This window comes from Paenibacillus sp. UMB7766-LJ446 (assembly GCF_030226665.1).
GTDB lineage: Bacteria > Bacillota > Bacilli > Paenibacillales > Paenibacillaceae > Paenibacillus > Paenibacillus vandeheii.
Genome location: NZ_JASOYM010000002.1, coordinates 94293 through 117436, shown reverse-complemented (window position 1 = coordinate 117436; position 23144 = coordinate 94293). Strand labels below are relative to the sequence as shown.

Sequence of the window (23144 nt, the reverse complement as noted above, 5' to 3'; positions counted from 1 at the left end):
CCCCCTTTTAACCGAAAATGACGCCCGATTGTAAAATGCAATTGGCATATGGCGTAGCTTCGCCCGTACGAATGACCACTTTGGTATTCCGGGTTAATGCCTTGAATTGTTCATGACTGATGGAAGCGTCAACGGCTTCATCGCCAAATTTCTCGGTAATAAATTGCAAAGCCTCTGGATTCCCTGCCTTGATCTCTGCTGCCAGAATCACTTTCTCAACGACCATATCGTCCGCAATAAGATCCACGATGTCTTGAAAACTCGGGGTCCCCAGTTTCAGGGACAAATCGATTTTGAGTACTCCTTCCGGAACTGGAAGGCCAGCATCCGCGATGACAATCGTGTCCGTATGCCCCAGATCGGACAGCACCTTGGAGATATGACTGTTCAATATTCCCTGCTTCTTCATTTCAGACTTTCCTCCACTTCACTCCGCATCGGCATGCCGCCTTGCGCCCCGAACTTGGTCACCGATAGCGAAGCAGCCCGGTTAGCGAATCGAATACTGTCTTGCAGCGGTTTACCTTCTGCCAAAGCGACAGCGAATGCGGCGTTAAACGTATCCCCCGCTCCTGTTGTATCTACGGGTTCCACCTTGTAAGTAGGTACAACGATTTCCCGTTCCCCGTCAAAGTAACGAACTCCGTTGCTGCCCTCTGTAATAAACAACTTGTTTGGATATTTGCGCAGCGCCTCTGCCGGAGTCATGCCCTGAAACAATATCTCCGCCTCATGCTCGTTCGGCGTGATATAAGCAGCTTTGTCGATGACCTCATCTGGCACTGTTCTGGCCGGAGCCGGATTCAATAACAGAGGGGTTCCGCTTTGAGCACAAATCTCGCTGACACGAACTACCGTTTCCTCCGGAATCTCTTGCTGAATTAGCACGATATCGGCACGTTGGATCACTTCTGCCGCTTCATCAATATAAGCTGGTGTAACTTCGCGATTTGCCGCTTCTACGACAACGATACTATTATCACCTTCTGCCAGCACGATATGAGCCGTACCGCTTTCCATATGTGTAACCGGTTTCACATTCTGCGTATTTACGTCGTTTGCTTTGAAGTTATTTAAAATGTCCGTACCGAACGCATCATCGCCTACCCGGCCGATCATCGTAACTTCGGCCCCCAGCCTTGCCGCAGCGACTGCCTGATTTGCTCCTTTGCCCCCCGGCACTGTTTTGAAGCTATCGCCAAGGACGGTTTCACCCGCCCCCGGCCGTCTTGATGAAGTGACAACCAGATCCATGGAGCTGCTGCCAATTACGCATATTTTAGCCATCTGAATTCACCTTTCTTGTTGTGCCCCGTTCAATGAAACTGACCGGCAGCTGTATGTGTTTATTTTCGATTGGAGCTTGTTCCACAAGTTTGATAAGCAAACCGGCGGCTTCCCTTCCCATCTCGTATGCCGGTTGGTGAATGGTCGACAACGCGGGAGATAGCAGGCTGCTCATCGGGATATCGTCGAAGCCGATAATCTGCATATCCTCCGGAACTTTTTTTCCGATTCGCAATGCCTCATGTAGCACCGCCATAGCAGCGATGTCATTACTGGCAATCACTCCATCCGTATCACCGTACTTGCTAAAAAGTTCATCCGCCCATAACCCAACGTCGTTAAAGGAAAAGGATGTCGTTTGGATGACGCGGTAATCCAGACCGGCCTCACGTATGCTCTCAATTGCGCCTTCAAAACGATCCTGCGCAGGTTTGATATGTGTCGGTCCCTGCATAACCGTGATTCGGCGACTTCCACGCTTGATGATCTCTCGCGCAGCCAGGCGTCCGCCCTCTCTGCCGTCCGCATATACGGAGGGACTGTCCAGCGGCGTCCTGTCCAGAAACACCACGGGGATCTTCAAGTTTTCATATATTGAAGAATGAGGGTAATTCGTTGAAGAGATTACGCCCACCACATTATTCTGGATAAAAGTCTGGATGTAATCCTTTTCTTTCTGTTCGTCCTCATCACTATTTCCAAAAATCAGTCTGAACTCCTGCTCCTGCATCCGGTCCTCTACGCCGCGGGCAAGCTGCGGAAAGTAAGGGTTTGCAATATCCGGTAGCAGCAGGCCAATCAGTTTGGACTTTCGTTTGTATAAAGAGCGGGCCACTTCATTGGGAGAGAAGTTAAGCTGCTTAACCGCTTCCTCCACTTTCTTGCGAGTGTCCGCATGAACATAACCTCTTTCATTAATGACCCTTGATACAGTGGCTACCGAAACGCCAGCCAAATTAGCTACATCTTTAATGGTTGTCATGAACGTTCACTCCTATGTGTAACCGGTTACAGATATGAAAATATCATATTTTTTTAAGTTTGACAATGCTTTTATTACTGGAAATTTATCCAAATAGCCAGAAAAGCCGTAAATTTAAGCTTCATCATCAAGATATATCATCTTTCTAAATGGGTCTATGTATACAAAAGCAAATTAAATCGTCTTCATTCATTAGTTCTCAGAATCATGGACTAAAATCATCTGCTTCAAGGAGATACTCCGATATCTTGGGGGTGAATTCACTCCCTTAGAGAAGTTGCTGACCTGGAATAAGCAAACGAATTGTAGGGGATTCTCCTTGGATAGGGATCAATGATTTCGGAATTCGAAAATTTGAATGTTCTTCATTATCGGCTTGCCTTAAATTCGACCTATCCATTAGAGTAGTTATTGGAGGTGTACATCATTGAAATTTAACGAGTATGTTAAAGGTGAGTTTTATAGAACAGAGTCTATCCAATTGTCAAAGAAGGATATTATTGATTTTGCGAAAATTTATGATCCTCAATATATGCATGTAGACGAAGCAAAAGCCAAAGAAGGCCGTTTCGGCAGCCTCATTGCTTCAGGTATGCAGACGATGAGCACGTCCTTCAAGCTTTGGGTGGAACTAGGGATATATGGAGAAGATATTGTTGCAGGAACGGGCATGAATGATATAAAGTTCATCAAACCTGTGTTCCCAGATGATGAAATTCATGTTCTGGCAGAAGTAATTGATTTGGCTCCAAAAAGGAATTATGGTGGTATCGTTACCATATTGCTCACTACTTTTAATCAACAGAATGAAAAGGTCTTTCAGGCAGAATTAAGTGCTCTAATTAGTAATTGAATTTGTACCGTACGGTTTCGTTATGGATTTTGAAAATAAAAACGACCGCTCATCAAGTCTGATGCACGGTCGTTTACTATACCATTTAGTCCAAACACCAACCATTACAAAATTTCGATGTATCCTTCTGTTCCATGCACCCGAATTTGCTGCCCATCTTTTATGCGTTGGGTCGCATTCTCCACTCCGACAATGGCTGGCAACCCATATTCACGTGCAATCACAGCTCCATGGGTCATCACACCACCCACTTCAGTGACCAGTCCTTTAATAGATACAAATAAGGGTGTCCAGCTGGGATCCGTATAGGGGGTGACGAGTATATCTCCATCTTCCAGATCAGCATTTTCAATTTTGAAGATGACGCGCGCGCGCCCCTCTACGACTCCGGCAGAAACAGGCAGCCCTACAATAGCATTGGCTGGCAGATTTTCATGTTGGTACTGACCTGAGATGATTTCGCCATCAGACGTGAGCACACGAGGTGGAGTTAGTTTTATATAGTATTTGTAATCGTCTCTCCGCTGGCTGATGATCTTTTTATCCAATTTATTGGTGCGTACGACCTCACGAAGTTCTTCAAAATTGAGATAGAAAATATCCTCTTTTTCAACAATAACGCCTGCTTTTACAAGTCGTTCGGCTTCTTTCAATAAAGCCTGTTTGTATACGAAGTAGCGATTAATCATCCCATATTTGGGATATTCCCGATAACCGATGAAGTTGCGAACCAGGTCGATCATTCGTTTCGTTTCCTGGGCTTTGTGTTCACCGTCAGGCAATAGCTTCAATTGATCCAATATTTCCTGTTCTTTCTTCAACGCTTCCTGTCGGCCCTGCTCAAATTTCCGTTTACTTTCATTAGGTTCAAAGTTCTTGATATTACCCAGAATCATTGGCACAAGCGTAATGGGTTTTTCACTCCAACGGGTTCTGGTAAGATCAATTTCTCCGGCACATCGCATTCCGTATTTGTCCAGATATTCCTGTATGGCGTCTCGGGTTTCCTGTCCGCCCTCCACCTTAACCAGCTCATCCAAAAAGTTATCCTCTTTCACATCCTGCAAATAAGCGATGACTTCCGGATACGGACGAATCACATCTGCAACATCGAGTAACGCCAGACCCATTTCCGAAGTGATATTGTTAGGTACAGATTGAGAGAGCTTATCTGCTGCATTTTTCTCACCTAACCACTCTTTTATGTTTTCATTGATCCATGCTGAAGCCTTCATGGCCGTCATGAACACATTTGAACTTCGTGGGTCAGATAGAAATCTCTTCAATTCTTTGAGATCTTCAAGGATAAAATCAAACAATTCCAATCCAGATTTGTTTTGGATGCTACGTTTTAGCTCATCTATTGAGGCTTGATTGCTCTTAATCAAATCAGAGACAATCGTTGAATCATTTTCAATATCTGCTTGGAAAGCCTCTGACGTGCTCGGTTTATTATCAGTACGAGGACTTGATGCTGACTCATCAGCAGGTAACAATTTTATGAAATTCTCTCGCTTGAGTATGGTTGTAAGTGCGTCCTTAAGGAGCGGATCGGATTGTCCCATGGTATTTATGAAGTTTTCTCTCATGACAGGCGAAGCCAGCCTAGGTGTAATATCAACAAACAATCTTCCGCCAGCTATACGCATGGGTGCCGGAGTCGTTAATAGAAAGAAAGATAAGCCCAGAGGTTTCATGGGATCAGTCATCATTTGTTGATGACCCACAGATAGGTACACATGATTTTCCTGGTCACTCGCTTTAGGGATCGGGTACAAAGTAGTGATTGGACGACTCTGAACAATGTAAAACGTATCATCCGCCAAACACCATTCGATATCCTGTGGAAAACCAAAGTGTGTTTCAATCTGTCTTCCCATGCTTGCCAGTTCTAAAATTTGTTGTTCAGTAAGTGTTTGCGTCTGCTGCAGAACGGGATCGACCTGATGTGTATACGTCCCACCATCTTTCCGTCCATAGATCGCCAACGTTTTGGTGGCTATCCTCTTATCGACAATTTCACCATCCCGTACTTTATAACAATCGGCAGATACCAGGCCGGATACAAGCGCCTCACCCAGTCCAAAACCGGCGTCAATGGATAGCACTTTCCGGTTGGACGTAACCGGATCAGCTGTAAATAAAATTCCAGAGGCATTTGGGAAAACCATCTTTTGAATGATAACGGATAACTGCACCTGACCATGATCAAATCCATGCTGCATACGATAAATTACCGCGCGATCCGTAAACAGGGAAGCCCAGCATTTGCTTATATGCTGCATGATTGCTTCTTTGCCGATGATATTTAAGTACGTGTCTTGTTGGCCAGCAAAAGAGGCATGTGGTAAATCTTCAGCGGTCGCACTGGAACGCACTGCATACGCATGTCTTTCTCCAAACTTGGAGAGATAGTGAGCAACTTCTTGTTCAACATCGGCAGGAATGTCTACGCCCATAATAAGTTCCCTGATCTTTCTGCTGATTTCACCTATTTGCTCTCGTTCATCACCTTTCATCAAGGTTAATTGATCCAGCAAAGAATGATACGTTTCGTTTTGTTCAATGGCTTTTTGATAGCCAACGGTTGTAATACAAAATCCTTCGGGGACCAGTACGCCTTCAATCTTTGATAACTTCGCTAGATTTAACCCTTTTCCGCCAACGAGTGCAAGCTGCAATTTTTCCATTTCCTGAAATCCGATAACCAAAGAACTCATTCGTATCTCCCCTAACCAGTAAATTGAGAAAAAAAACATTTGACAAAGAGTTTACCGCCATGATAAGATTTAAATATAAGATACAATACTTATGCCTTCCACATCAAAAGAAATGTAATCTGATTATATCATTGTATTTGTTTGTATACAATATCAAAGAACCTGGGATAATTATCTAAGTTCTTTTTTTGATTTCAAATAATACTAATCCTATAGAAACATGGCTCTCCTCAACCAGATTTCTTTAGCGCATCATTTCTGGATCCCGAATGTTGAAGCCAACAGAAAAAGCAGCCTGTCCTCGAATGAGGTAGGCTGCTTTTTCTGTAAAGGCATTTTCCCAGGGCGGGTAAACATTTCAGCAGGGCAATAAAATCTCAATTTTGGTACCTTGCCACTCTTTGGACTGTACATGAATTTCTCCGCCGTGCGCCTCCACGATCGTTTTGGCGATGCTCATGCCGAGTCCAGAGCCAGCCGTTGATTCTTCTGTATTCGTTCCCCGATAATAGCGATTGAACAAATGCTGCAGCGTTTCCTCGTCCATGCCTTTGCCATTATCCAATACACGTATGCATGCCTTATCGTTCATTTTACCGATGGAGACGGTAACATTCACGCCTGACGGGTTATGCTTCACTGCGTTGGATAGCAAGTTATCCATTAACCGCAGCAGCCAGGTTTCATCAGCCTGTACCCATAGAGGAAGCTCCTCCCCGATGTAATGAAACTGGTACTCAGACAGGGTAACGTCATTAACGTACTTCAGTACGGAGCAGCGCACCAGCTCAACCAAATCGATCTTTCGAAGCTGCATCATTGAGTCGCCTTGCTTGAGTTGATGGATCATGGAAAAGTCAGAGATCAGCTCAAGCATATAATCCCCCTTTTCCCGGATCGTCGATCCCATGGTTCGCATCTCCTCTTGGCTCCATTGTTCCGGTAAGCTCTCCAGCATATATCCATAACCTTGTATGGTGGACAGTGGCGTGCGCAGATCATGCGAAATTCCTGACATCCACTCCCTTTGCTCTTTCTCCAGCCTCTCACGCTCCTTCTCAGTTTGGGCCAGTTGATCAGCCATTCGATAGAAGGATTCGATGACTTCCTTATAGAGCCTGTAGCGGTTTCGCATCGTGCCATTGGGGCGGAAAATCTTGCGCTTGTCCTTGGCGGTGAGAACCTGATCATACTGCCCACGTCCCATCCGCTCGAACCAGCCTGCGAATAAAATCAGCGGCTGACCGTAACGGTAGCCATGCCAGATCGATAAGGGTACTGCCAAGAGCAGAGCTAGGCCTGCAAACCACATGAGTCCGCGGGTTGCCGTATCCATCGCGGGATGTTTCAAAGGATCTCCCGTTGGATTGGGCGTATAAAGGATCCAGGTCATTCCGCTGAGCTCATCACGATGGGCGACAATATTCGTATCATAGTTGCTGGGCGATTGCTGGATCGCCATAATGTCCAGTGGACGGTACCCCTTCTGCAAGTACGTTTCATCACCAATGGCTTGCTCGGTATGCCCCGCAGAGTTGATTACCTGCAGGTAGCTGCCGGTTTCACGCAGCTGCTGATCCAGAATAGAAGCCTTTTCGCCAGATACCATCCCCTGCTGCCCGTAAGCGTCAAACCAGGTCATGAGCTGGTCAAGGTTAGTACTTTGGTAGCCAAGGATGTACAGAACCGGCACATTAAAAGCAAAATTCAGATGAGTTTGAACAGCATACGTTCCAAGTGTTCTCGTCTCCTGCATATCAAGAAGTTGGGCAACAGAATACGAAACCGACAGTCCATCATGCGAGTTTGTATTTACTTTGTAGATGACCTCTCCTTCGGCATTTACAACCTGCATCCACATTCCTTTTTCCTCAATGAGCTTATTCCACTTGGGGGAAATCTGAATCGTCCCGTCCTTTGAAGAAGCTTCTTGAGCAATCAGTTGCAAGGCGCCAACAGGAAAGTTCCGGCGCAACTCACTATTTGTCGTGTTTTGAAAAAATATAATGCAAGCAATGAGAGTAATCGCCAGAATAATCAGGGCATAAAAGATCAATTGATACGTGAAGTGGAAGGATATGCGCTGTTGTATCTTCATTGCTCCTGAAACTCCTTTGACAGCTTGTAGCCGAGCCCACGTACGGTCAGCAGCAGCTTTGGATTTCCTGGATCGATCTCGATCTTCTCTCGTATGCGCCGAATGTGTACCATTACCGTCGAGTCATCTCCCTGTCCGTTGATTCCCCACACCTGATCGTAGAGCTGTGTTTTGGAAAATACGACCCCCGGAAACTTGCAGAAGTGCAGCAGCAGATGGAAGACTTGGGCAGGGCAAGGAACCGGCTGTCCCTCCACGAGTAACTCCCCTTCCGCCTCGTTGACGATGAAGCGACCGAATCGGTATATCCCCGGTTCAGGACGTTTCACCTGATTTGCAGTTGGAGCTTCTGACTCCAAACGACGTATGCGTGCCTGTATTCTTGCAGCTACCTCCAATGGATTGAAGGGCTTGGTAATATAATCGTCCCCGCCCATGGCGAATCCCCTCAGCACATCTAGATCGGATGCCTTAGCTGTCAGAAACAAAATATGCGGATTTCCGTATTCACGGAGCTTGGAGCAGAGCTCCAGACCGCTCCCGTCTGGGAGCGTAATGTCGAGCAGGACGATATCCGGGGCAACGCGCTGTACCAGATGGAGAGCTTCTGCACAGGTCGAAGCATCGTACAGCTGATGAAACCCTGCCCTGCGAAGCACCATTTGCAGCATGGTGACAATCGAGGGTTCGTCGTCGACAATTGCGATTTTAATATCATTTTGATTGGTCATCGTTTTCACCCATTTCATCGTAGCATACTCACATTAACAGAACCTAAACAGCTTGAGCAAACTTAAGCGCTTGTTCATCAACGCGTTTAGGCTCTGTTTCAGTAACACTGTTAGCATGGGAAATGAGAAACCGCGGCAAATCTATTTTGCTTTAGGAGGAAACGATTTGAAGAAATGACACAGCAAGCCTCACAGATGGGAGCCAGTGCCGTAATCGGCGCCAAACTGAATTACGAAGTAGTGCGTCAAGGTATGCTCATGGTCGCTGTCAGCGGAACGGCAGTTATTATCAATTCACTTTAAGGAGCTTACATGCAGATGAAAAAAATCACGGCTTCAATCCTGTCCCTATGTTTATTTACCTCCGGACTCTCATCCGTTCATGCAGCAGAAAAAGCGTTATCCGTATCGCTGAATGGCGAGTCGATTCAGTTTAATCAGTCCCCAGCGGTCGTAGAGCAAGGGGTAACTTTTGTGCCCGTTCGTCTCTTACTGGAGAAGATGGATGTCCATGTGAAATGGGATAAAGCGACCCATACGGTCACAGGTGTCAAAGATGGTCTTTCCTTATCTCTCAAGGTTGGCAGCACGAATGCAATTGCAAATGGCCAAGCAGTCAATTTGGAGGCAGCGCCAAAGCAAATTCGGAATGTAACGTATGTGCCACTCCGCTTTGTCGCTGAAACTGCAGGATATCAAGTGGCCTGGGATCATACGCTGCGCCAGGTTTCCCTTACTTCCAAGCATCAATCCGATGAAAGCCAAGGGTTCCTATGGAAAGTAGAGCATAAAGGCAACACAGTATATCTGCTCGGCTCCATTCATTATGTACAGGAAGGCATGTACCCTCTTCGTCCAGAGATTGAAAATGCGTTGAACGCTGCGGATTACTTGGGTGTGGAGGTTGACTTGTCCAAGATTGCTCCTGAAGAATTGCAAAAACATATATTGGACCTTGGTGTATATAAAGACGGCACGACACTGAAAGATCATATATCTCCAGATACGTATGACAAGGTTACGGCATTACTGAAAGCGAACGGGTTGCCGGAAAACAGCTTCGATAGCTTTAAACCGTGGTTCGTTCAACAAAACATTCTGGGCATTATCGTTGGAAATGAAGGATATCAATCAGAGATAGGGATTGACCAGTATCTGATAAATAAAGCCAATCAAGCAACCAAACCGGTTATTTCGCTGGAAACTATTGATTCCCAGTTCCAAACGAACAACAACTACTCCGACGCTCTGCAGGAAAAACTGTTGCTGCAAACCGTAGACCCATCTGCTCCGGTCATCCTTTCTCCAGATGGAGGACTCGATGACCTATCCAAAATGTGGATTGAGGGCGATGATAACGCATTAAATGAATATACTAATTCTTCGGATTGGGATGCTGAATATCACAAAGCCCTTCTGACTGACCGCAATGTAGACATGGCTGAGAAGATTAAAGGCTATCTGAACAGTGATAAAAAAGAAACATATATGGTGGTCCTTGGCATGCTGCATATGCTTGGAGATCAAGGTGTAGTGCCATTGCTGGAGAAAGAGGGCTTTAAAGTGGAAAGAAAGTAGTAATTATAGGTCTCCGAAGGAATAAGCCTTTTAGTCTTTTTATGAAATGGAATTTCATTTTTTTGTTACAGCTACTGGCAGTTTGTGATATGGTCAGTGAGGTGCGATGAGCCCTTACACATTTACATATCATGCGAGGAGAAGATTGAAAGTGAATGAGATAAAAGCAATGGAGAAACCAATCAAATTTAGCGACCCTTTATTTGTAACGCTAGTTGCAAGTATATGTTGCTTGTTATGGGGAAGTGCCTACCCGTTTATTAAGCTTGGATATATTGCTTTTGACATCCTGTCAGAAGATATTCCATCAAAATTTGTATTTGCGGGTTACCGATTTGTTTTAGCTGGATTACTGCTCCTGTTCTTGTTTCGTGTTATGACTAAACGAAAATTTGAGCTGTCTGGACTTCAATTTTCAAGCTTAGTATTACTTGGCGTGTTCCAAACGGGGCTGCAGTATATGTTTTTTTATGTAGGTGTAGCCAATATAACAGGTGTTAAAGGATCGATTATGAATGCGACAACGACCTTTTTCAGTGTTGTTCTAGCTCATTTTCTATATAAAAATGATAAACTGAGCAAAAATAAAATACTCGGCTGTTTGCTAGGATTTATTGGCGTAATTATTGTTAATTTTCACTCCGATCTGTTGGAATTCTCCTTCTCTCTCACGGGTGAAGGTTTCGTTATTATTGCGGCTCTTATTTTTTCCATTACAGCCATATATGCAAAACATTTAACTGGCTCCATCGACGTCCTGGTTATTACCGGAGTTAGCCTGTTTGTCGGCGGACTGGCACTCACTCTACTGGGCCTCCTGCTTGGCGGCAGGGTTACACATTTTACATTTGAATCAACGGGAATCCTGATTTATTTAGTTTTACTTTCATCAGCCGCATTTTGCTTGTGGAATCTGCTGCTAAAATACAACAAAGTGGGGAAAGTATCGGTGTATAACTTTCTTATCCCTGTGTTCGGCACTCTGCTATCGGCGTTATTTCTGGGAGAAACGATTATGGAATTCAAAAATCTGATCGCATTGCTGTTCGTGTCGATCGGTATTTATATGGTCAATCGAGTAACCTCATCAAAATAATGTTTTTCTGTGCAAACGAATGAAGATTACCCACTTTGATTGGACAAGAACTAACTCCCTAAACACAAAAAAGTCGCTAAGATAGCGACTTTTTTGTGTATTACGACTTCAATTTTCCGCATTACAAACAAGAGTAAACGACATTTCGCAACCGAGGCTGAACGTAAGGCTCCTGACTGTTCAGCAGGTGCTGCGCATACATGACGGTGAGCTCGGAGTCCGGATCAATGATGGCCATACAACCGGCAGCCCCACTCCATCCAAATTCACCAAGTGGGCTTAACGAGCCGCTGCGCGACTTGGAGACATGTGTACGTACACCCAGCCCATAACCATACCCGCCCATTTGATCCCAGGAGTAATCGCCACGGGTCAGATCATTCAGATGGTCCGTGCGCATCAGTTCCACTGAAGCCTGTGACAGAATGCGCACGCCTTCCGGACTAGTCCCACGTCCAGTCAGTGCGTTCAGGAACAGTGCATAATCGCTAACGGTAGACAATAGCCCGGCACCGCCGCTCTCCAATTCAGTCCCTACCCGGAATCCGTTTCCATCCATACGAACAGCTTTCTCAAGCTCATCATTGTATGCGTACTGCGGGATCAGGCGTGCTTGCTGCTCAGCGTTCAGGTCGAATGCCGTATCATTCATGCCGAGCGGTCCGGTAATTTCTTCTTGCAGATACGTTCCAAAGCGTCTGCCACTTACAACCTCCACCAAAGCTCCGAGGACATCATGACACATGCTGTAGTTCCATTGCGTACCTGGTTCAAACAGAAGCGGTTCCTTGGCGAGCGCTTTCGCGAAATCACGTGTCGGTAGTTTGCCATTAGTGCTCTGCACAGCTTCCTGAATGCTTGGTGAGCCAATGTCATAGGAGAATCCGGCAGTCATTGTAAACAAGTCGCGTACCGTAATCGCTCTTGTCGCTTTTTCCAGTCTGATCTCGCCGTTCGGTAATGTTTTCTTTACCGTCATTTCGGCATATTCGGGCAGAAAATCGGACACTGGATCGTTCAGCAGCATTTGCCCTCTCTCAACGAGCTGAAGCGCTGCCACACAGGTCATGATTTTTGACATGGAGTAGAGATTAATGATCGCATCTTCGCCGATAGGCGTTTGCTCCTCCAGGTTGGCGTAACCATTACGGTAACGGAAAACGGTATCATTTTGATGCATCACAAGCACCTCTGCCCATGGAATTCTCCATGATGTGATACGGTCAATAAATGAAGCAAGCGGTTTAAAGTCCATATTTCCCCGTCCTTCTATGTAGAATCGTATATCAATGCACAAAGTGGATCTATGTTCATCCACATGACCCACTTATATTTAATATACGACCATTTGCGTGCATTGACCACTACCTATTAGAAAGCTATTTATAAACGATCTCTACATTTTTTAAAATCGGTACGACGACTAGAGTGTTTTGACCAGAATGAAATCTATTTGCTCCTCATCCCCCATATAAAAAGAGTGCGAGCCCGTTTGAACAAACCCCATTCTATGATAAAAAGCTATGGCATTGTCATTTCTTTCCCATACCCCGAGCCAGATTTTCTTCTTATTGTGTTCCAATGCGGTTTCTATGGCTTGATTTAGCAGATATTTACCCAGTCCATGCTTTTGGAATTTTTTCTTGATATAGATTCTCTCAATTTCAAGTGATGCATCACTCATTTTTTCGGATTGAGCTTCATCCCTGTTCAGCTTCAAATATCCCGCAAGTTCATCATAATAGTAGACGAAAAAGATGTCTGAACAGCTATTGGATAATTCAGCCTCCAACTGTTTAGCGTTAAATGCTCTTTCCAGATAGGCTCTCATATTGTCAGGAGAATTCTGATCTTTAAATGTATCGTTAAATGTTTCTATACTAATCTCTTGTAGTTTTTGTAAATCCTCGCGACTGCACGCTCTTATTTCCACTGTCATTATGATGTATCGCTCCTTCTTTGAATCAATAGCTTGTTTAGAATATTTTGTTGCAAATACAACAATTATTATAAACTTAATTTACGCTAATTTTGTATAGTTTGCAACATAAAATAATGAAATCAGGCAGATTGAAATAATTGGCAAACGTTTTCGGAATTTGAATACGTTTTTCCTTGAACGGACTATTTAAGCAGTCTTTCTTTATATTCTGTCGGACTAAGTCCCGTATATTCCTTAAACACCTTGGAGAAATAATGCTGATCACTGAACGATAACAGATCTGATAACTCCTTAAACTTCATCTCCGGCTGACACTCCATCAGTCTGCATGCTTCCTTAATTCTAAGGTTGGTATAGTACTGAACAAACGTGACTTGCGTTACGTTTTTAATCACTCTGCTAACGTAGGAGGGGCTGACGTGAAACTTCATGGCAATGTCATTGATGGATATTGGGGTATACTTGTTCCGTTTGATGTACTCATCCATTTGCTCAAACAGAACTTCTCTGCTCTTCCGATCATGGGATTGAAGCATTTCAAAACATTGACTGATCCATTCCGTTAATTCACGACAGAAATCGTCATATGTTTCTTCATCAAATAGTTTTTTTGCTCTAAGATCCAGACCAAGCCTAATCCCCACCCCCTGCTCTTCATTCAAATGTGCGAACGTATCAACAACTAAATTGATAAATCGTTCCACTTCTTTTACATGAACGTTTTCCTCTGTCCATCGATTCATCAGCTCAGACAGCTTAAGGGCAAACCGTTCCTTCTGGTGAGCCTGTATCATGTGGACAAAATTCAATTCCAATATGGAATTCAGGGAGACTGCCTCAGATCTCGCCATAGACACAGGATTTCCGCTGTCCAGCACCAATCCATGGTTCAGTCGCTGATGCGTCGATAAAATGGACGAAATTTGGTAGTAAAGCTCCGGCAAATTAACCGTTTCAGACCCTACCCCTTGTCCCCCGATGATTGTATCCATACCTTGTACAGCCAAATGGCGTCTTAACGATTCGAGACATTCATGTACAGAAGAATACACATCAACAATCCCCTTATTCACAAAAACGATGAATTGATGCGGAGTTTGGCTCTGAAATACTTTACAGGAACGTGGAGCAAAAAAATCCTCCAAAGAAGCCTGTAACGTCCTTTGTCCCCATCGTTCCCGTTCCCGGGTGAAGGGCTGTCTGCGTATAATGATCATCATTTGGGCAAAAAAAGTAAAATTCTCTCCTGGCTTAAGTTCAGCATAACTATGGGAATCAACGATCTCCTGTAACTGATGAACGTTCCTTGACCTCAATTGATCAAGCTCCTTAATAACTCTGCCCATGACTTCCTCCAGCGCCTCTGGCTCAACAGGTTTCAGCAAATAGTCGAACACCTGCAAATTCAATGCTTTTCGCGTATATTCAAAATCACTATATCCACTGATGAGTATGACCTTCAACTCCGGCTGGGCGAGCTTCGCTTGCTCAATGAGGGATAAACCATCCATCTTGGGCATGCGAATGTCTGTCAACAGGAGATCGATTGTCTCCTTCTGGAGCACTGCCAGCGCCTCTTTCCCATTCGTAGCCGTAACCGCCACGTGAATTGGAAAATTCAGCTTGCTCAAAAGCATTTTAATATTGCGTAATATGGGTTTGCTATCCTCAACAATCATGATGTTATACATAATCTGCTCCTCCTGTGATCAGTAAAAATCCTTCGTCATTGAGCCGATGATTTGAATGGTTGCCCCTTTTTCCTCGTCAGTATGATTGTTGTACATGTTAAAAATTAGCCGATTGCTGTACATCAGTTTAAGCCGATTAACGCTATTGACGATACCCATGCTGCCAAGTGCGGTTTGGCGATCGGGGGATTGATTCATTCCGGTGCCGGACTTCTGGATATTGGATAAAACCTCTTCTATTTTGTTTGGCGGGAAGCCTTCTCCGTTATCTTTGATCTCCAAAGCCCATAATCCGTTATACTGCTTCACGGTAATTTGAATACGCCAAGGCGGTGTAATATTAAAAAAAGCATGCTCAATGCAGTTTTCCACAAAAGGCTGAATCACCAGCCGAGGCAGCCGGACCTCGCTCGCCAGTTCATCAGCATCGATGTTCCACTCCAAATCTTCTTCATACTTCTGCTGTACCAACGACAAATAATGTCTCGTATGCTCAAGCTCATCCGCCATTGTCACATGTGCATAAGGGGATGAAACAATATAACGCAAACTGTCTGATAGATGTTTACACATGTCTGACACGACCCGGGTCTTCCCCTCTTGAGCAGCTATGCTGATCAAATAAAGGACGTTATGAAGGAAATGAGGAGCAATCTGAGCTTGCAGGGCGGAATTCCTGGCGGTGACTTCTTCATGTAATGCCTTTTTCTCGCGGTCAATGGACTCCTGTAATCGCTCCATCAAATCCTGAAAAGCTTCATTCAGCAGGAGCAGGTCGTTATTTTTGGGACGATCCTCTACTTTCAACTTCATATTGCTGTAATTGATGCGCCAAATCTGGCTGCGAAGCTTGCGGATCGGAAGCAGCAGGTTGCGCGTGGAGAAGAAAATGTACACAAAAGAAATGAGCATTAAGGCTGTAATCAGCAGAATGGACATGCTTTGTACAGAATGAATCGAGCCTAACACTGAATTTTTCGGTGTTACGATAAAAGTAATCCAACCCGTTTCGTGAGATGTGGCATGTGTCACATAATTATTTTGTTCATCAACTGCCAGTCCCTCGTCGGATAATGGCTCCGTCCACTCTAAGGCGTGCTTTCTCACTTCGGAGCCGGTCATCTGCTCCCCTTGCTTGTTTAGAATAAAAACATCCCCTGCTGTAACTCCTTCCGTAAGCTTTTGAATGTAAGCCTGATCCATTTGAATACTAAGGTATCCGTACAGCTTCCCATTCTGATCATTTATTGTTCGGACAAATGAGATGACGTCTGCCTGTCGGAGCAGGATAAAACCATTCCCGTTCCATTCTCGTCCACTCCTGCTTTTTTCCAGCATGGTACTCAGGATCGTAGGAGCATGTCCTGAACCAATATACGATGTGAGCAGCACACCTTGTTTATCATAAATGGACATGTCCTTGATGTTCATGCTGGGGCCGATCGCCTGGAACATGATATCTTTTAATTTCCTGATTTGTTTCAGTCTTTCATAATTACTTGGAGCCAAGGAACTCTTATCCATCGTTGCAAAGATGTCCTTATTGGACAATATACGCTGGGACATCTGGTTTTGCTGCTCTACGTACAAGTCAACCTGTTCACGTACCTTTGTAGCAGTGATACGTGTGTCCTCCTCCGTTTTTTGTGTAAGCGGGCGGATAACGACAAGGTTCACATATACGATGAAGCAGCCTAACACGAACAAAAGCAGAGCCAGAAATGTCAAAAATACTTTGGTCTGCAAGCTGAATTGTGTGGCTTTATGTATAAGTTTAATCATTCTTCGTGTAGCCTCCTGTCCTGCAATGCTGTGTAACTCGTCTGCATCATGTCTAACTGTAGCATGCGTTTGAATGAAATGATAGCGATTTCAAGTTCAGGATTTTACACATAAACATTCAAGCACAGACATGTACCGGAGTAGAATTGGAATTTATAATTGGACTTGTAAACGGATTCATTAAATGTCTCAGAGGGGGATTTGCATTGAAACTGCATAAAAGAAAAAAAGCAGCATCCATTGTTCTGGCCAGCCTGTTGTCCATTTCGCTGACCGCTTGCGGATCAGGAGGTACGGATTCTGGTACGTCTACGAGCAATGGTAGCAAGAACGCCAAGGTCACACTCGAACTGGCTATTTCCAAGAGCTCTCAGGATTCCGCGTTTATTCAGCAGGATGTTCTCGATGAGTTTGAAAAACAGACCAACATATCTGTCAATCTGCAGCTCATTCCGGCTGAGCAAACAACGACCGTGCTGCAAACCAAGTTGGCTGTAGACGAAACGCCCGATATCATTCAATACAATTTGGCCAGCGCGATTACGGACCTGAATCTTGAACGCAATTTCGAAATTCTGGATAACGAGTCCTGGGCCAGCAGAATTGTAAACAAGGATGTGCTCTCCGCTGCCGGCCATGTCTACAGCTTCCATGTCAGTCAGGACACGGGCATGCAAGGAGTCGTGTACAACAAACAGATTTTTGCCGACCTGGGTCTGTCCATTCCGACAAGCTATGAACAGTTTCTGGCCATTTGTGAAAAAATCAAAGCTAGCGGCATCACTCCGGTATTCATGCCCTACAAAGATGCTTGGGCTGCCAACATTTGGCCTGCAGCAGCATTTGCCGATTTTGTAGCCAAAAATGATCCGACTTTTTTTGAGGAGCTCAACAGCAACAAGAAGAAATGGTCTGATATTCCCGAGTTTAAAACGTTTTTGGAGCAGCAATACGAAGTGTACACCAAGGGGTATACCAACACGGATGTGCTTAGCGACAGCTATGACATGGCCGTTGGCAAATTCCTGAACAAAGAAGTTGCGATGATGTTTATGGGAGACTGGTTAATCGAAGGCGTAGCACAGCAGGATCCAAGCATGGAACTCGGCGTATTCCCAATTCCGTCCTCCGATGATGCCAAACTGGGTGCAAGTCCGCTTGGAGGACAGCTGTTCATTCCAAAGAAAGCGAAGCATTTGCAGGAAGCCAAACAGTTTCTGGACTTTATCGCCTCCAAAGAGATCGCACAACAAATCGTCGATTCCAAAGGTTATGTATCCAATTTTAACGACGTCACGACACCAGAGTTACCTGCATACAAACAGGATATCGTCGACAATTACATCCTGCCCAAGAAAACCGTGTTGACCACGGATGCTTACATGCTGGTAGATCGTAGCGAATTATACAGGTTACTGCAGGATCAATTCGCTGGCGGTTTGACACCGGAGGAAGTATTGAAATCCTGGGATGAGAAGTTCAGTCAACTGATGCAGGATAAAGGCGTTTCCGGTTTCTAAGAAGTGAAATACAGGGCAGCAGGTCATTCCTGAATGATGTGCTGCCTAGCCATAACGGAGCGTGAGAAATGAAAAGGGCAAAAAATTTATATTCCTATTACATGGTATTTCCAGCACTACTTATTTACTCCATCTTTTTTGTTATCCCGGCTATTGCTGCTTTCTACTACTCCTTCACGGATTGGCGTCTGGATCGAATTGATCTGAAGTTTATCGGATGGGACAATTTCGAGAAAATTTTCTCGGACAAAACGCTTATCCTGGCGCTTAAAAATACGGCGATTTTCGCCGTTGTTACAGTTGCTGGCAAAAATATTATTGGCCTGCTGCTGGCCGTGGCCCTAAATATGAGATTAAAAACGAAGAACCTGCTACGCGCCATCTTCTACTCCCCATCCATACTCAGCATTCTTGTCATCAGCATCCTGTTCACTCCCATGCTGCGCACGGAGGGTACGATCAATCGCGTGTTGGAGGCGGTTGGATTACATTCATTGAGCCAGGCCTGGTTGACCAATCCTTCCCTTGTCATCTGGACGATTGCCATCGTGTCCATCTGGCAAAGCGCCGGATTCCAAATGGCTATCTATCTGGCTGGGTTGCAATCTATTTCACAAGAATATTATGAAGCGGCGACGATTGACGGCGCAAGCTCCTGGAAAAGTTTTTTCAAAATTACGCTGCCCCTATTGCTGCCAGCCATCAATATTAATCTGATGTTGACACTGATTGGCGGACTCAAAGTATTCTCAGAAGTATATGTCATGACCGGCGGAGGTCCAGGCAACGCTTCACAGGTTGTGGGTACGATCATTCTCCGCTCCTTCGGGGAAGGAAATTGGGGACTTGGTACCGCAGTCAATACCCTTCTGTTTGTGGTTGTCACGATTATTGCTATACCGCTACTGATTTTCATGCGGCGTAAGGAGGTTACGGAATAACATGGGATATACACGCAAACTCGCTATTCGCAACTATATTGTTGAAGGATTTCTGCTCCTCGCCTCTTTACTCATTCTGCTGCCTCTGGTGATTCTGATTCTCGGTTCGTTCAAAACGAGCGCTGAAGTACTCAGCTTCTCCTTGAGCTTGCCGGATAAATGGCAGTTTTCAAACTATGTCCGGGTATTTGAAGAAGGTGGTCTGTCCAGGGCATTCCTGAACAGCATCTGGATTACGGGCATTTCGTCCATCATCAACATAGTCGCTTCATCTGCTGCTTCTTTCATTTTGGCACGCCGAGACACCAGAGTCTCAAACACAATATATATGTATTTTTTCATGGGACTGATTGCACCGATGTCCATCATTACAACGATTCGGGTCGTGCAGGGATTGGGTTTTTACGGCAGCATATCAAGTGTCATTCTGATTTACGCAGCACTAAATACCGCTTTCAGCGTATTTTTATATAGTGGATTTATCAAAACTATCCCGAAAGCGCTGGATGAGGTCGCGTTTCTGGAAGGCGCCAGTGTATTTGGGGTGTTTTTCCGTATCGTTACACCGCTTATCCTGCCCGTAAACGCAACAGTTGCGATCATGGTCTTTATGTCGGTATGGAATGATATCACGATTCCGGTATACTTCCTTACGAACAGTTCAACGTGGACGATGCCGCTTTCGATCTACAATTTCTACGGTAAATACAGCCGAGACTGGAATTTGATTTTTGCTAACCTTGTCCTGACTTCACTGCCTGTTTTTATCCTCTACCTGTTTGGTCAGAAATATATCGTTAGCGGACTTACGGCAGGAGCAGTCAAAGGGTGAATATTGTTATGTATATAGAAATAACCTTAGAGACGCTTTTGGGTTCATTCCCTAAAGCGTTTTTGTTCATGTTCTCTAATTTTCATCATCTGTATTTATCTGAAATTTTGCCTATTCGTTTATTAAAATGCCTTTTTTTGATTATATCCAGAAGTCCAAGCATACTAATAACCCTCGAATATACTATTCTATTCCATTGATTAGGAGGTAGATTCAATGACAACATTTCTTGATGCGAGAACATCGCAAAACGCAAGTTTGGCTAACTCGATTGCTATTCCGATCCTCGTAATTAACACGCCGCAATTGTTCGGCCAAATTGGTCTTCAGACAGCCGGCGCAGGCACTAACCCTAGAGCTCAATTTAAGGGGACGGTTTCTGTACAATTGCCATTAGCTCTTGTCGGCGTAACGATTACTATTGTAAGAGGTACTTTGCCGACTGACCCTGTAATATACTCAGCCACTTCCACATTTAGTTTGAGTGTTTTGGCGCCTCAAGTTATTACGTTCTCTGCGGATGATTTCAATCCTCCAATTACCCCTCAATTGACATACTCTGCATTCGTAAGCTCCAACTTGTTGGGTACGATCCGTGTTGGTCCTGAGAACTTTGATGGATTCGTCGTTTCAGATTAATAAAATTGCATGTTCCTTTAGTTCTTTCTTTCAGTCTGTTTCACCATAAAAGAAGAAAATCCAATCGCCATGTTATGAGCGATTGGATTTTCTTCTTTTTACTTATAGTTTAATTGACTTAAATTGTGCTCGTGTCAATGACGAATCTGTATTTCACATCTGATACCAACACTCGCTTGTAAGCTTCATCAATTTGGTCGGCTGAGATGACTTCGATCATAGGAACGATACTGTGTTCTGCACAGAAATCCAGCATTTCCTGAGTCTCACGAATGCCTCCGATCAATGAGCCTGCGAACGAACGACGTTGTCCGATGAGCGACATCACGTTTACAGACAACGGCTCCCCTGGAGCACCCACGTTCACCAGAGTACCATCCAGAGTAAGCAGTGAGAAGTAAGCATTGATGTCGATACTCGCACTTACGGTGTTAATAATCAGGTCAAAATACCCGGCAAGTTTGTCGAAAGTTTCCGGTTCGTTTGTCGCGAAATAATGATCTGCCCCGAATTGCAAGCCATCATCCTTTTTCTTCAAAGATTGTGACAGTACAGTTACTTCTGCACCCATGGCATGTGCAATTTTGACAGCCATGTGACCAAGTCCGCCCATACCCACAATCGCTACTTTTTTACCAGGACCAGCTCCCCAACGATTTAGCGGCGAGTATGTTGTAATACCTGCGCAAAGCAGTGGTGCAGCTGCATCAAGCTCGATATTGTCAGGAATCCGGACGATGAAGTCCTCTGTTACGACAATGTGAGTGGAGTACCCGCCTTGTGTGGGTTCGCCATACTTGTCAACGCCCGCGTAGGTAGGAATATTTCCTTTGAGACAGTACTGCTCTTCACCTTGGCGGCAGTTTTCACATTCGCCACAAGAGTCAACCATGCATCCGACCCCTACTCGATCACCAACCTTATACTTTGAAACTTCGGCTCCTACATCTGTGACAAATCCTGCAATCTCATGTCCAGGAACGAGCGGATAGTTTACGGGTCCCCATTCGCCGTGAGCAGTATGAATATCAGAATGGCATATGCCTGCATATTTAATTTCGATCAGGACATCGTGCAAATCAAGATCACGTCGTTTAATCTCGGCTGCCCGAAACAATTGGTCCGGACCGTCAACAGCTCGTGCTTTCGCAGTTATCATCTTTAAAAACCTCCTAAGATTATCATTCTTCCAAGAGAGTCACGCTCATAGGGTACAAGTCATGACTTGGCTTGAATTCCATTGAATTCAGCCCTGCTTTTTCTCCTGCAATACGATCTTAACCCCTCTAGTTAACTCTAGGTCAAATGTCATTAGAAACTTTGACATCCCACATACAGCATGATAGAATCTCCGAAAGATCCTAGAGTTAGCTCGAAGTCTATACTAGTAAGAAAAGGGGAAAATGAATGTCATATTCGATTAGCGAAGTTGCCAAAGAATTGAATCTAACCGTATATACCTTGCGTTACTACGACAAGGAAGGACTCATGCCTTTTGTTGAACGAACCCCTGGCGGAGCACGAAACTTTAAAGAATCCGACATCGATTTTTTAAAGATCATTCAATGTCTGAAATCTACCGGAATGCCGATTAAGGATATCAAGGATTTTATTGCATGGTGTTCCGAGGGAGATTCCACCTTACAGGAGCGATATGACATGTTCACAGAACGCAAGGCTAATGTGGAAGCGCAAATGGAAGAACTTAGAAAGACGATGGAAGTGATTGAACATAAGCGTGATTACTACAGGACTGCCCTTAATGCTGGAACGGAAGAGATTCATAAAAATCATAGAATGGGAAACTTCATCGCCAATTGATCGAATATGCTCAACATAATAAAGAAACCTAAACGTCTTTAGGCGTTTAGGTCTTTGTTGATCAATCCACTTCTGTGTACGTTTTCTTTTTAATAACCCATATCCTTTAATATTTTGGATAATGTGCGTAAACGCTCACCAATCATTTCATCGTCATCACTAAGCGCTTGGCTAAACAGCTTAATGTCTTCATTAATTCTCTCATTGTCCGTACAGATCTCCACAGACATCGCATCTCCTTGCAGGCCTACCCGATCAATGACAGGCTGCTCTGGGTCATACAAATGCTCATATCTATAGGCCTCGCGAAAATGTTCCAGGGACCGACAAATGAGGATGGACAAATCAAGCACGCGATGGAGAGGCAGTTCCTCGGATTGTCTTGACCATTTTTCTCCGGTATACCTCCATACCTTGGCTGAAATATCGACCTTTCCTCTGTCGTTCCACTGAGCCAATCCCAGGGAAAGACCCTTTGCGTCGGTATTCCCAGCCATTCGGCCGTCAACCTTCTCATAATTATCCGACACGATAACCGGTTTATGTTTTAACGTTGTAGGTATTTTCAATCTTATTCCCTCATCCCGTCTACTTATTTACTAATTTACTAAACGACGGTTTCATCTTATCT

At 44.6% G+C, this 23144-nt stretch carries 20 protein-coding genes and 1 pseudogene; 9 read left to right on the top strand and 12 right to left on the bottom strand.

Annotated features, from left to right (window positions below; all coding sequences use genetic code 11):
* Positions 1-7: 7 nt before the first annotated feature.
* The 3 genes from rbsD to QP794_RS05525 are packed head-to-tail and all read right to left on the bottom strand — an operon-like array spanning position 8 to position 2269.
* Entirely contained in the window at positions 8-409 is a 402-nt protein-coding gene (gene rbsD / locus QP794_RS05535) for a D-ribose pyranase (RefSeq protein ID WP_285075292.1), read from the bottom strand.
* Positions 406-1287, bottom strand: coding sequence for a ribokinase (gene rbsK / locus QP794_RS05530; RefSeq protein WP_079349148.1), 882 nt, complete (start codon positions 1285-1287; stop codon positions 406-408). The genes rbsD and rbsK overlap by 4 nt, the downstream gene beginning before the upstream one ends.
* Positions 1280-2269: a LacI family DNA-binding transcriptional regulator gene (locus QP794_RS05525; protein WP_285075291.1), complete on the bottom strand. Its 990-nt coding sequence runs from the start codon at positions 2267-2269 to the stop codon at positions 1280-1282. The genes rbsK and QP794_RS05525 overlap by 8 nt, the downstream gene beginning before the upstream one ends.
* A gap of 427 nt (positions 2270-2696) precedes the next feature.
* Between QP794_RS05525 and QP794_RS05520 the strand changes: the two genes are divergently transcribed.
* A complete protein-coding gene (locus tag QP794_RS05520; RefSeq protein WP_285075290.1) occupies positions 2697-3122 on the top strand; it encodes a MaoC/PaaZ C-terminal domain-containing protein in 426 nt (141 codons plus the stop codon).
* Positions 3123-3226: 104 nt separating this feature from the next.
* Here QP794_RS05520 and ppsA read toward each other — a convergent pair whose 3' ends face one another.
* The 3 genes from ppsA to QP794_RS05505 form a co-directional block, all read right to left on the bottom strand.
* On the bottom strand, positions 3227-5842 hold the full coding sequence (gene ppsA / locus QP794_RS05515) for a phosphoenolpyruvate synthase (RefSeq protein WP_285075289.1): 2616 nt from the start codon (positions 5840-5842) through the stop codon (positions 3227-3229).
* Between the two features lie 358 nt (positions 5843-6200).
* On the bottom strand, positions 6201-7940 hold the full coding sequence (locus tag QP794_RS05510) for a sensor histidine kinase (protein ID WP_285075288.1): 1740 nt from the start codon (positions 7938-7940) through the stop codon (positions 6201-6203).
* Positions 7937-8689, bottom strand: coding sequence for a response regulator transcription factor (locus tag QP794_RS05505; RefSeq protein ID WP_285075287.1), 753 nt, complete (start codon positions 8687-8689; stop codon positions 7937-7939). The genes QP794_RS05510 and QP794_RS05505 overlap by 4 nt, the downstream gene beginning before the upstream one ends.
* 144 nt (positions 8690-8833) lie before the next feature.
* Here QP794_RS05505 and QP794_RS05500 point away from each other — a divergent pair.
* The 3 genes and pseudogenes from QP794_RS05500 to QP794_RS05490 form a co-directional block, all read left to right on the top strand.
* A pseudogene (locus QP794_RS05500) lies at positions 8834-8974 on the top strand (heavy metal-binding domain-containing protein); the annotation flags it as partial.
* A 15-nt stretch (positions 8975-8989) separates the two neighbouring features.
* On the top strand, positions 8990-10249 hold the full coding sequence (locus QP794_RS05495) for a TraB/GumN family protein (protein ID WP_285075286.1): 1260 nt from the start codon (positions 8990-8992) through the stop codon (positions 10247-10249).
* A gap of 151 nt (positions 10250-10400) precedes the next feature.
* Positions 10401-11345 (top strand): DMT family transporter, encoded by a 945-nt coding sequence (locus QP794_RS05490; RefSeq protein ID WP_285075765.1) that lies wholly within the window; start codon positions 10401-10403, stop codon positions 11343-11345.
* Positions 11346-11466: 121 nt separating this feature from the next.
* Here QP794_RS05490 and QP794_RS05485 read toward each other — a convergent pair whose 3' ends face one another.
* From QP794_RS05485 to QP794_RS05470, 4 genes are all read right to left on the bottom strand, one after another.
* Positions 11467-12600, bottom strand: coding sequence for a serine hydrolase domain-containing protein (locus tag QP794_RS05485; protein ID WP_285075285.1), 1134 nt, complete (start codon positions 12598-12600; stop codon positions 11467-11469).
* A 168-nt stretch (positions 12601-12768) separates the two neighbouring features.
* Positions 12769-13284: a spermidine/spermine N(1)-acetyltransferase gene (gene paiA / locus QP794_RS05480; protein WP_285075284.1), complete on the bottom strand. Its 516-nt coding sequence runs from the start codon at positions 13282-13284 to the stop codon at positions 12769-12771.
* Positions 13285-13469: 185 nt separating this feature from the next.
* Positions 13470-14978, bottom strand: coding sequence for a response regulator transcription factor (locus QP794_RS05475; RefSeq protein WP_285075283.1), 1509 nt, complete (start codon positions 14976-14978; stop codon positions 13470-13472).
* 18 nt (positions 14979-14996) lie between these two features.
* Positions 14997-16760, bottom strand: a complete 1764-nt coding sequence (locus tag QP794_RS05470) for a cache domain-containing sensor histidine kinase (RefSeq protein ID WP_285075282.1) — start codon at positions 16758-16760, stop codon at positions 14997-14999.
* Between the two features lie 206 nt (positions 16761-16966).
* On the opposite strand from QP794_RS05470, the gene QP794_RS05465 reads away from it, so the two are divergent.
* The 4 genes from QP794_RS05465 to QP794_RS05450 all read left to right on the top strand — a co-directional run bounded on the left by QP794_RS05465 (position 16967) and on the right by QP794_RS05450 (position 20692).
* Positions 16967-18280 carry an ABC transporter substrate-binding protein gene (locus QP794_RS05465; protein WP_285075281.1) on the top strand — a complete coding sequence of 438 codons (1314 nt, stop codon included), beginning with the start codon at positions 16967-16969 and terminating at the stop codon, positions 18278-18280.
* A 68-nt stretch (positions 18281-18348) separates the two neighbouring features.
* Positions 18349-19221 carry a carbohydrate ABC transporter permease gene (locus QP794_RS05460; protein ID WP_024633185.1) on the top strand — a complete coding sequence of 291 codons (873 nt, stop codon included), beginning with the start codon at positions 18349-18351 and terminating at the stop codon, positions 19219-19221.
* 1 nt (position 19222) lies between these two features.
* The gene (locus tag QP794_RS05455; RefSeq protein WP_079349160.1) at positions 19223-20053 is read left to right on the top strand and encodes a carbohydrate ABC transporter permease; all 831 of its coding nucleotides are present in this window, start codon (positions 19223-19225) and stop codon (positions 20051-20053) included.
* Between the two features lie 216 nt (positions 20054-20269).
* Positions 20270-20692 (top strand): hypothetical protein, encoded by a 423-nt coding sequence (locus QP794_RS05450; RefSeq protein ID WP_024633183.1) that lies wholly within the window; start codon positions 20270-20272, stop codon positions 20690-20692.
* Positions 20693-20810: 118 nt separating this feature from the next.
* On the opposite strand, the gene QP794_RS05445 is transcribed toward QP794_RS05450, so the two are convergent.
* On the bottom strand, positions 20811-21851 hold the full coding sequence (locus QP794_RS05445; RefSeq protein ID WP_079349161.1) for an NAD(P)-dependent alcohol dehydrogenase: 1041 nt from the start codon (positions 21849-21851) through the stop codon (positions 20811-20813).
* A 248-nt stretch (positions 21852-22099) separates the two neighbouring features.
* Here QP794_RS05445 and QP794_RS05440 point away from each other — a divergent pair, with 248 nt between their 5' ends.
* Complete coding sequence (locus QP794_RS05440; protein ID WP_285075280.1) at positions 22100-22513, top strand: MerR family transcriptional regulator; 414 nt, start codon at positions 22100-22102, stop codon at positions 22511-22513.
* An 89-nt stretch (positions 22514-22602) separates the two neighbouring features.
* Here QP794_RS05440 and QP794_RS05435 read toward each other — a convergent pair whose 3' ends face one another.
* The gene (locus QP794_RS05435; RefSeq protein ID WP_024634065.1) at positions 22603-23082 is read right to left on the bottom strand and encodes a DUF6530 family protein; all 480 of its coding nucleotides are present in this window, start codon (positions 23080-23082) and stop codon (positions 22603-22605) included.
* Between the last annotated feature and the right edge of the window lie 62 nt (positions 23083-23144).

What these genes read in the sequence shown, in the direction of transcription:
- rbsD (WP_285075292.1), bottom strand. Translation starts at nt 409, where the DNA reads ATGAAGAAGCAGGGAATATTGAACAGTCATATCTCCAAGGTGCTGTCC.
- rbsK (WP_079349148.1), bottom strand. Translation starts at nt 1,287, where the DNA reads ATGGCTAAAATATGCGTAATTGGCAGCAGCTCCATGGATCTGGTTGTC.
- QP794_RS05525 (WP_285075291.1), bottom strand. Translation starts at nt 2,269, where the DNA reads ATGACAACCATTAAAGATGTAGCTAATTTGGCTGGCGTTTCGGTAGCC.
- ppsA (WP_285075289.1), bottom strand. Translation starts at nt 5,842, where the DNA reads ATGAGTTCTTTGGTTATCGGATTTCAGGAAATGGAAAAATTGCAGCTT.
- QP794_RS05510 (WP_285075288.1), bottom strand. Translation starts at nt 7,940, where the DNA reads ATGAAGATACAACAGCGCATATCCTTCCACTTCACGTATCAATTGATC.
- QP794_RS05505 (WP_285075287.1), bottom strand. Translation starts at nt 8,689, where the DNA reads ATGAAATGGGTGAAAACGATGACCAATCAAAATGATATTAAAATCGCA.
- QP794_RS05495 (WP_285075286.1), top strand. Translation starts at nt 8,990, where the DNA reads ATGAAAAAAATCACGGCTTCAATCCTGTCCCTATGTTTATTTACCTCC.
- QP794_RS05485 (WP_285075285.1), bottom strand. Translation starts at nt 12,600, where the DNA reads ATGGACTTTAAACCGCTTGCTTCATTTATTGACCGTATCACATCATGG.
- paiA (WP_285075284.1), bottom strand. Translation starts at nt 13,284, where the DNA reads ATGACAGTGGAAATAAGAGCGTGCAGTCGCGAGGATTTACAAAAACTA.
- QP794_RS05475 (WP_285075283.1), bottom strand. Translation starts at nt 14,978, where the DNA reads ATGTATAACATCATGATTGTTGAGGATAGCAAACCCATATTACGCAAT.
- QP794_RS05470 (WP_285075282.1), bottom strand. Translation starts at nt 16,760, where the DNA reads ATGATTAAACTTATACATAAAGCCACACAATTCAGCTTGCAGACCAAA.
- QP794_RS05460 (WP_024633185.1), top strand. Translation starts at nt 18,349, where the DNA reads ATGAAAAGGGCAAAAAATTTATATTCCTATTACATGGTATTTCCAGCA.
- QP794_RS05455 (WP_079349160.1), top strand. Translation starts at nt 19,223, where the DNA reads ATGGGATATACACGCAAACTCGCTATTCGCAACTATATTGTTGAAGGA.
- QP794_RS05450 (WP_024633183.1), top strand. Translation starts at nt 20,270, where the DNA reads ATGACAACATTTCTTGATGCGAGAACATCGCAAAACGCAAGTTTGGCT.
- QP794_RS05445 (WP_079349161.1), bottom strand. Translation starts at nt 21,851, where the DNA reads ATGATAACTGCGAAAGCACGAGCTGTTGACGGTCCGGACCAATTGTTT.
- QP794_RS05440 (WP_285075280.1), top strand. Translation starts at nt 22,100, where the DNA reads ATGTCATATTCGATTAGCGAAGTTGCCAAAGAATTGAATCTAACCGTA.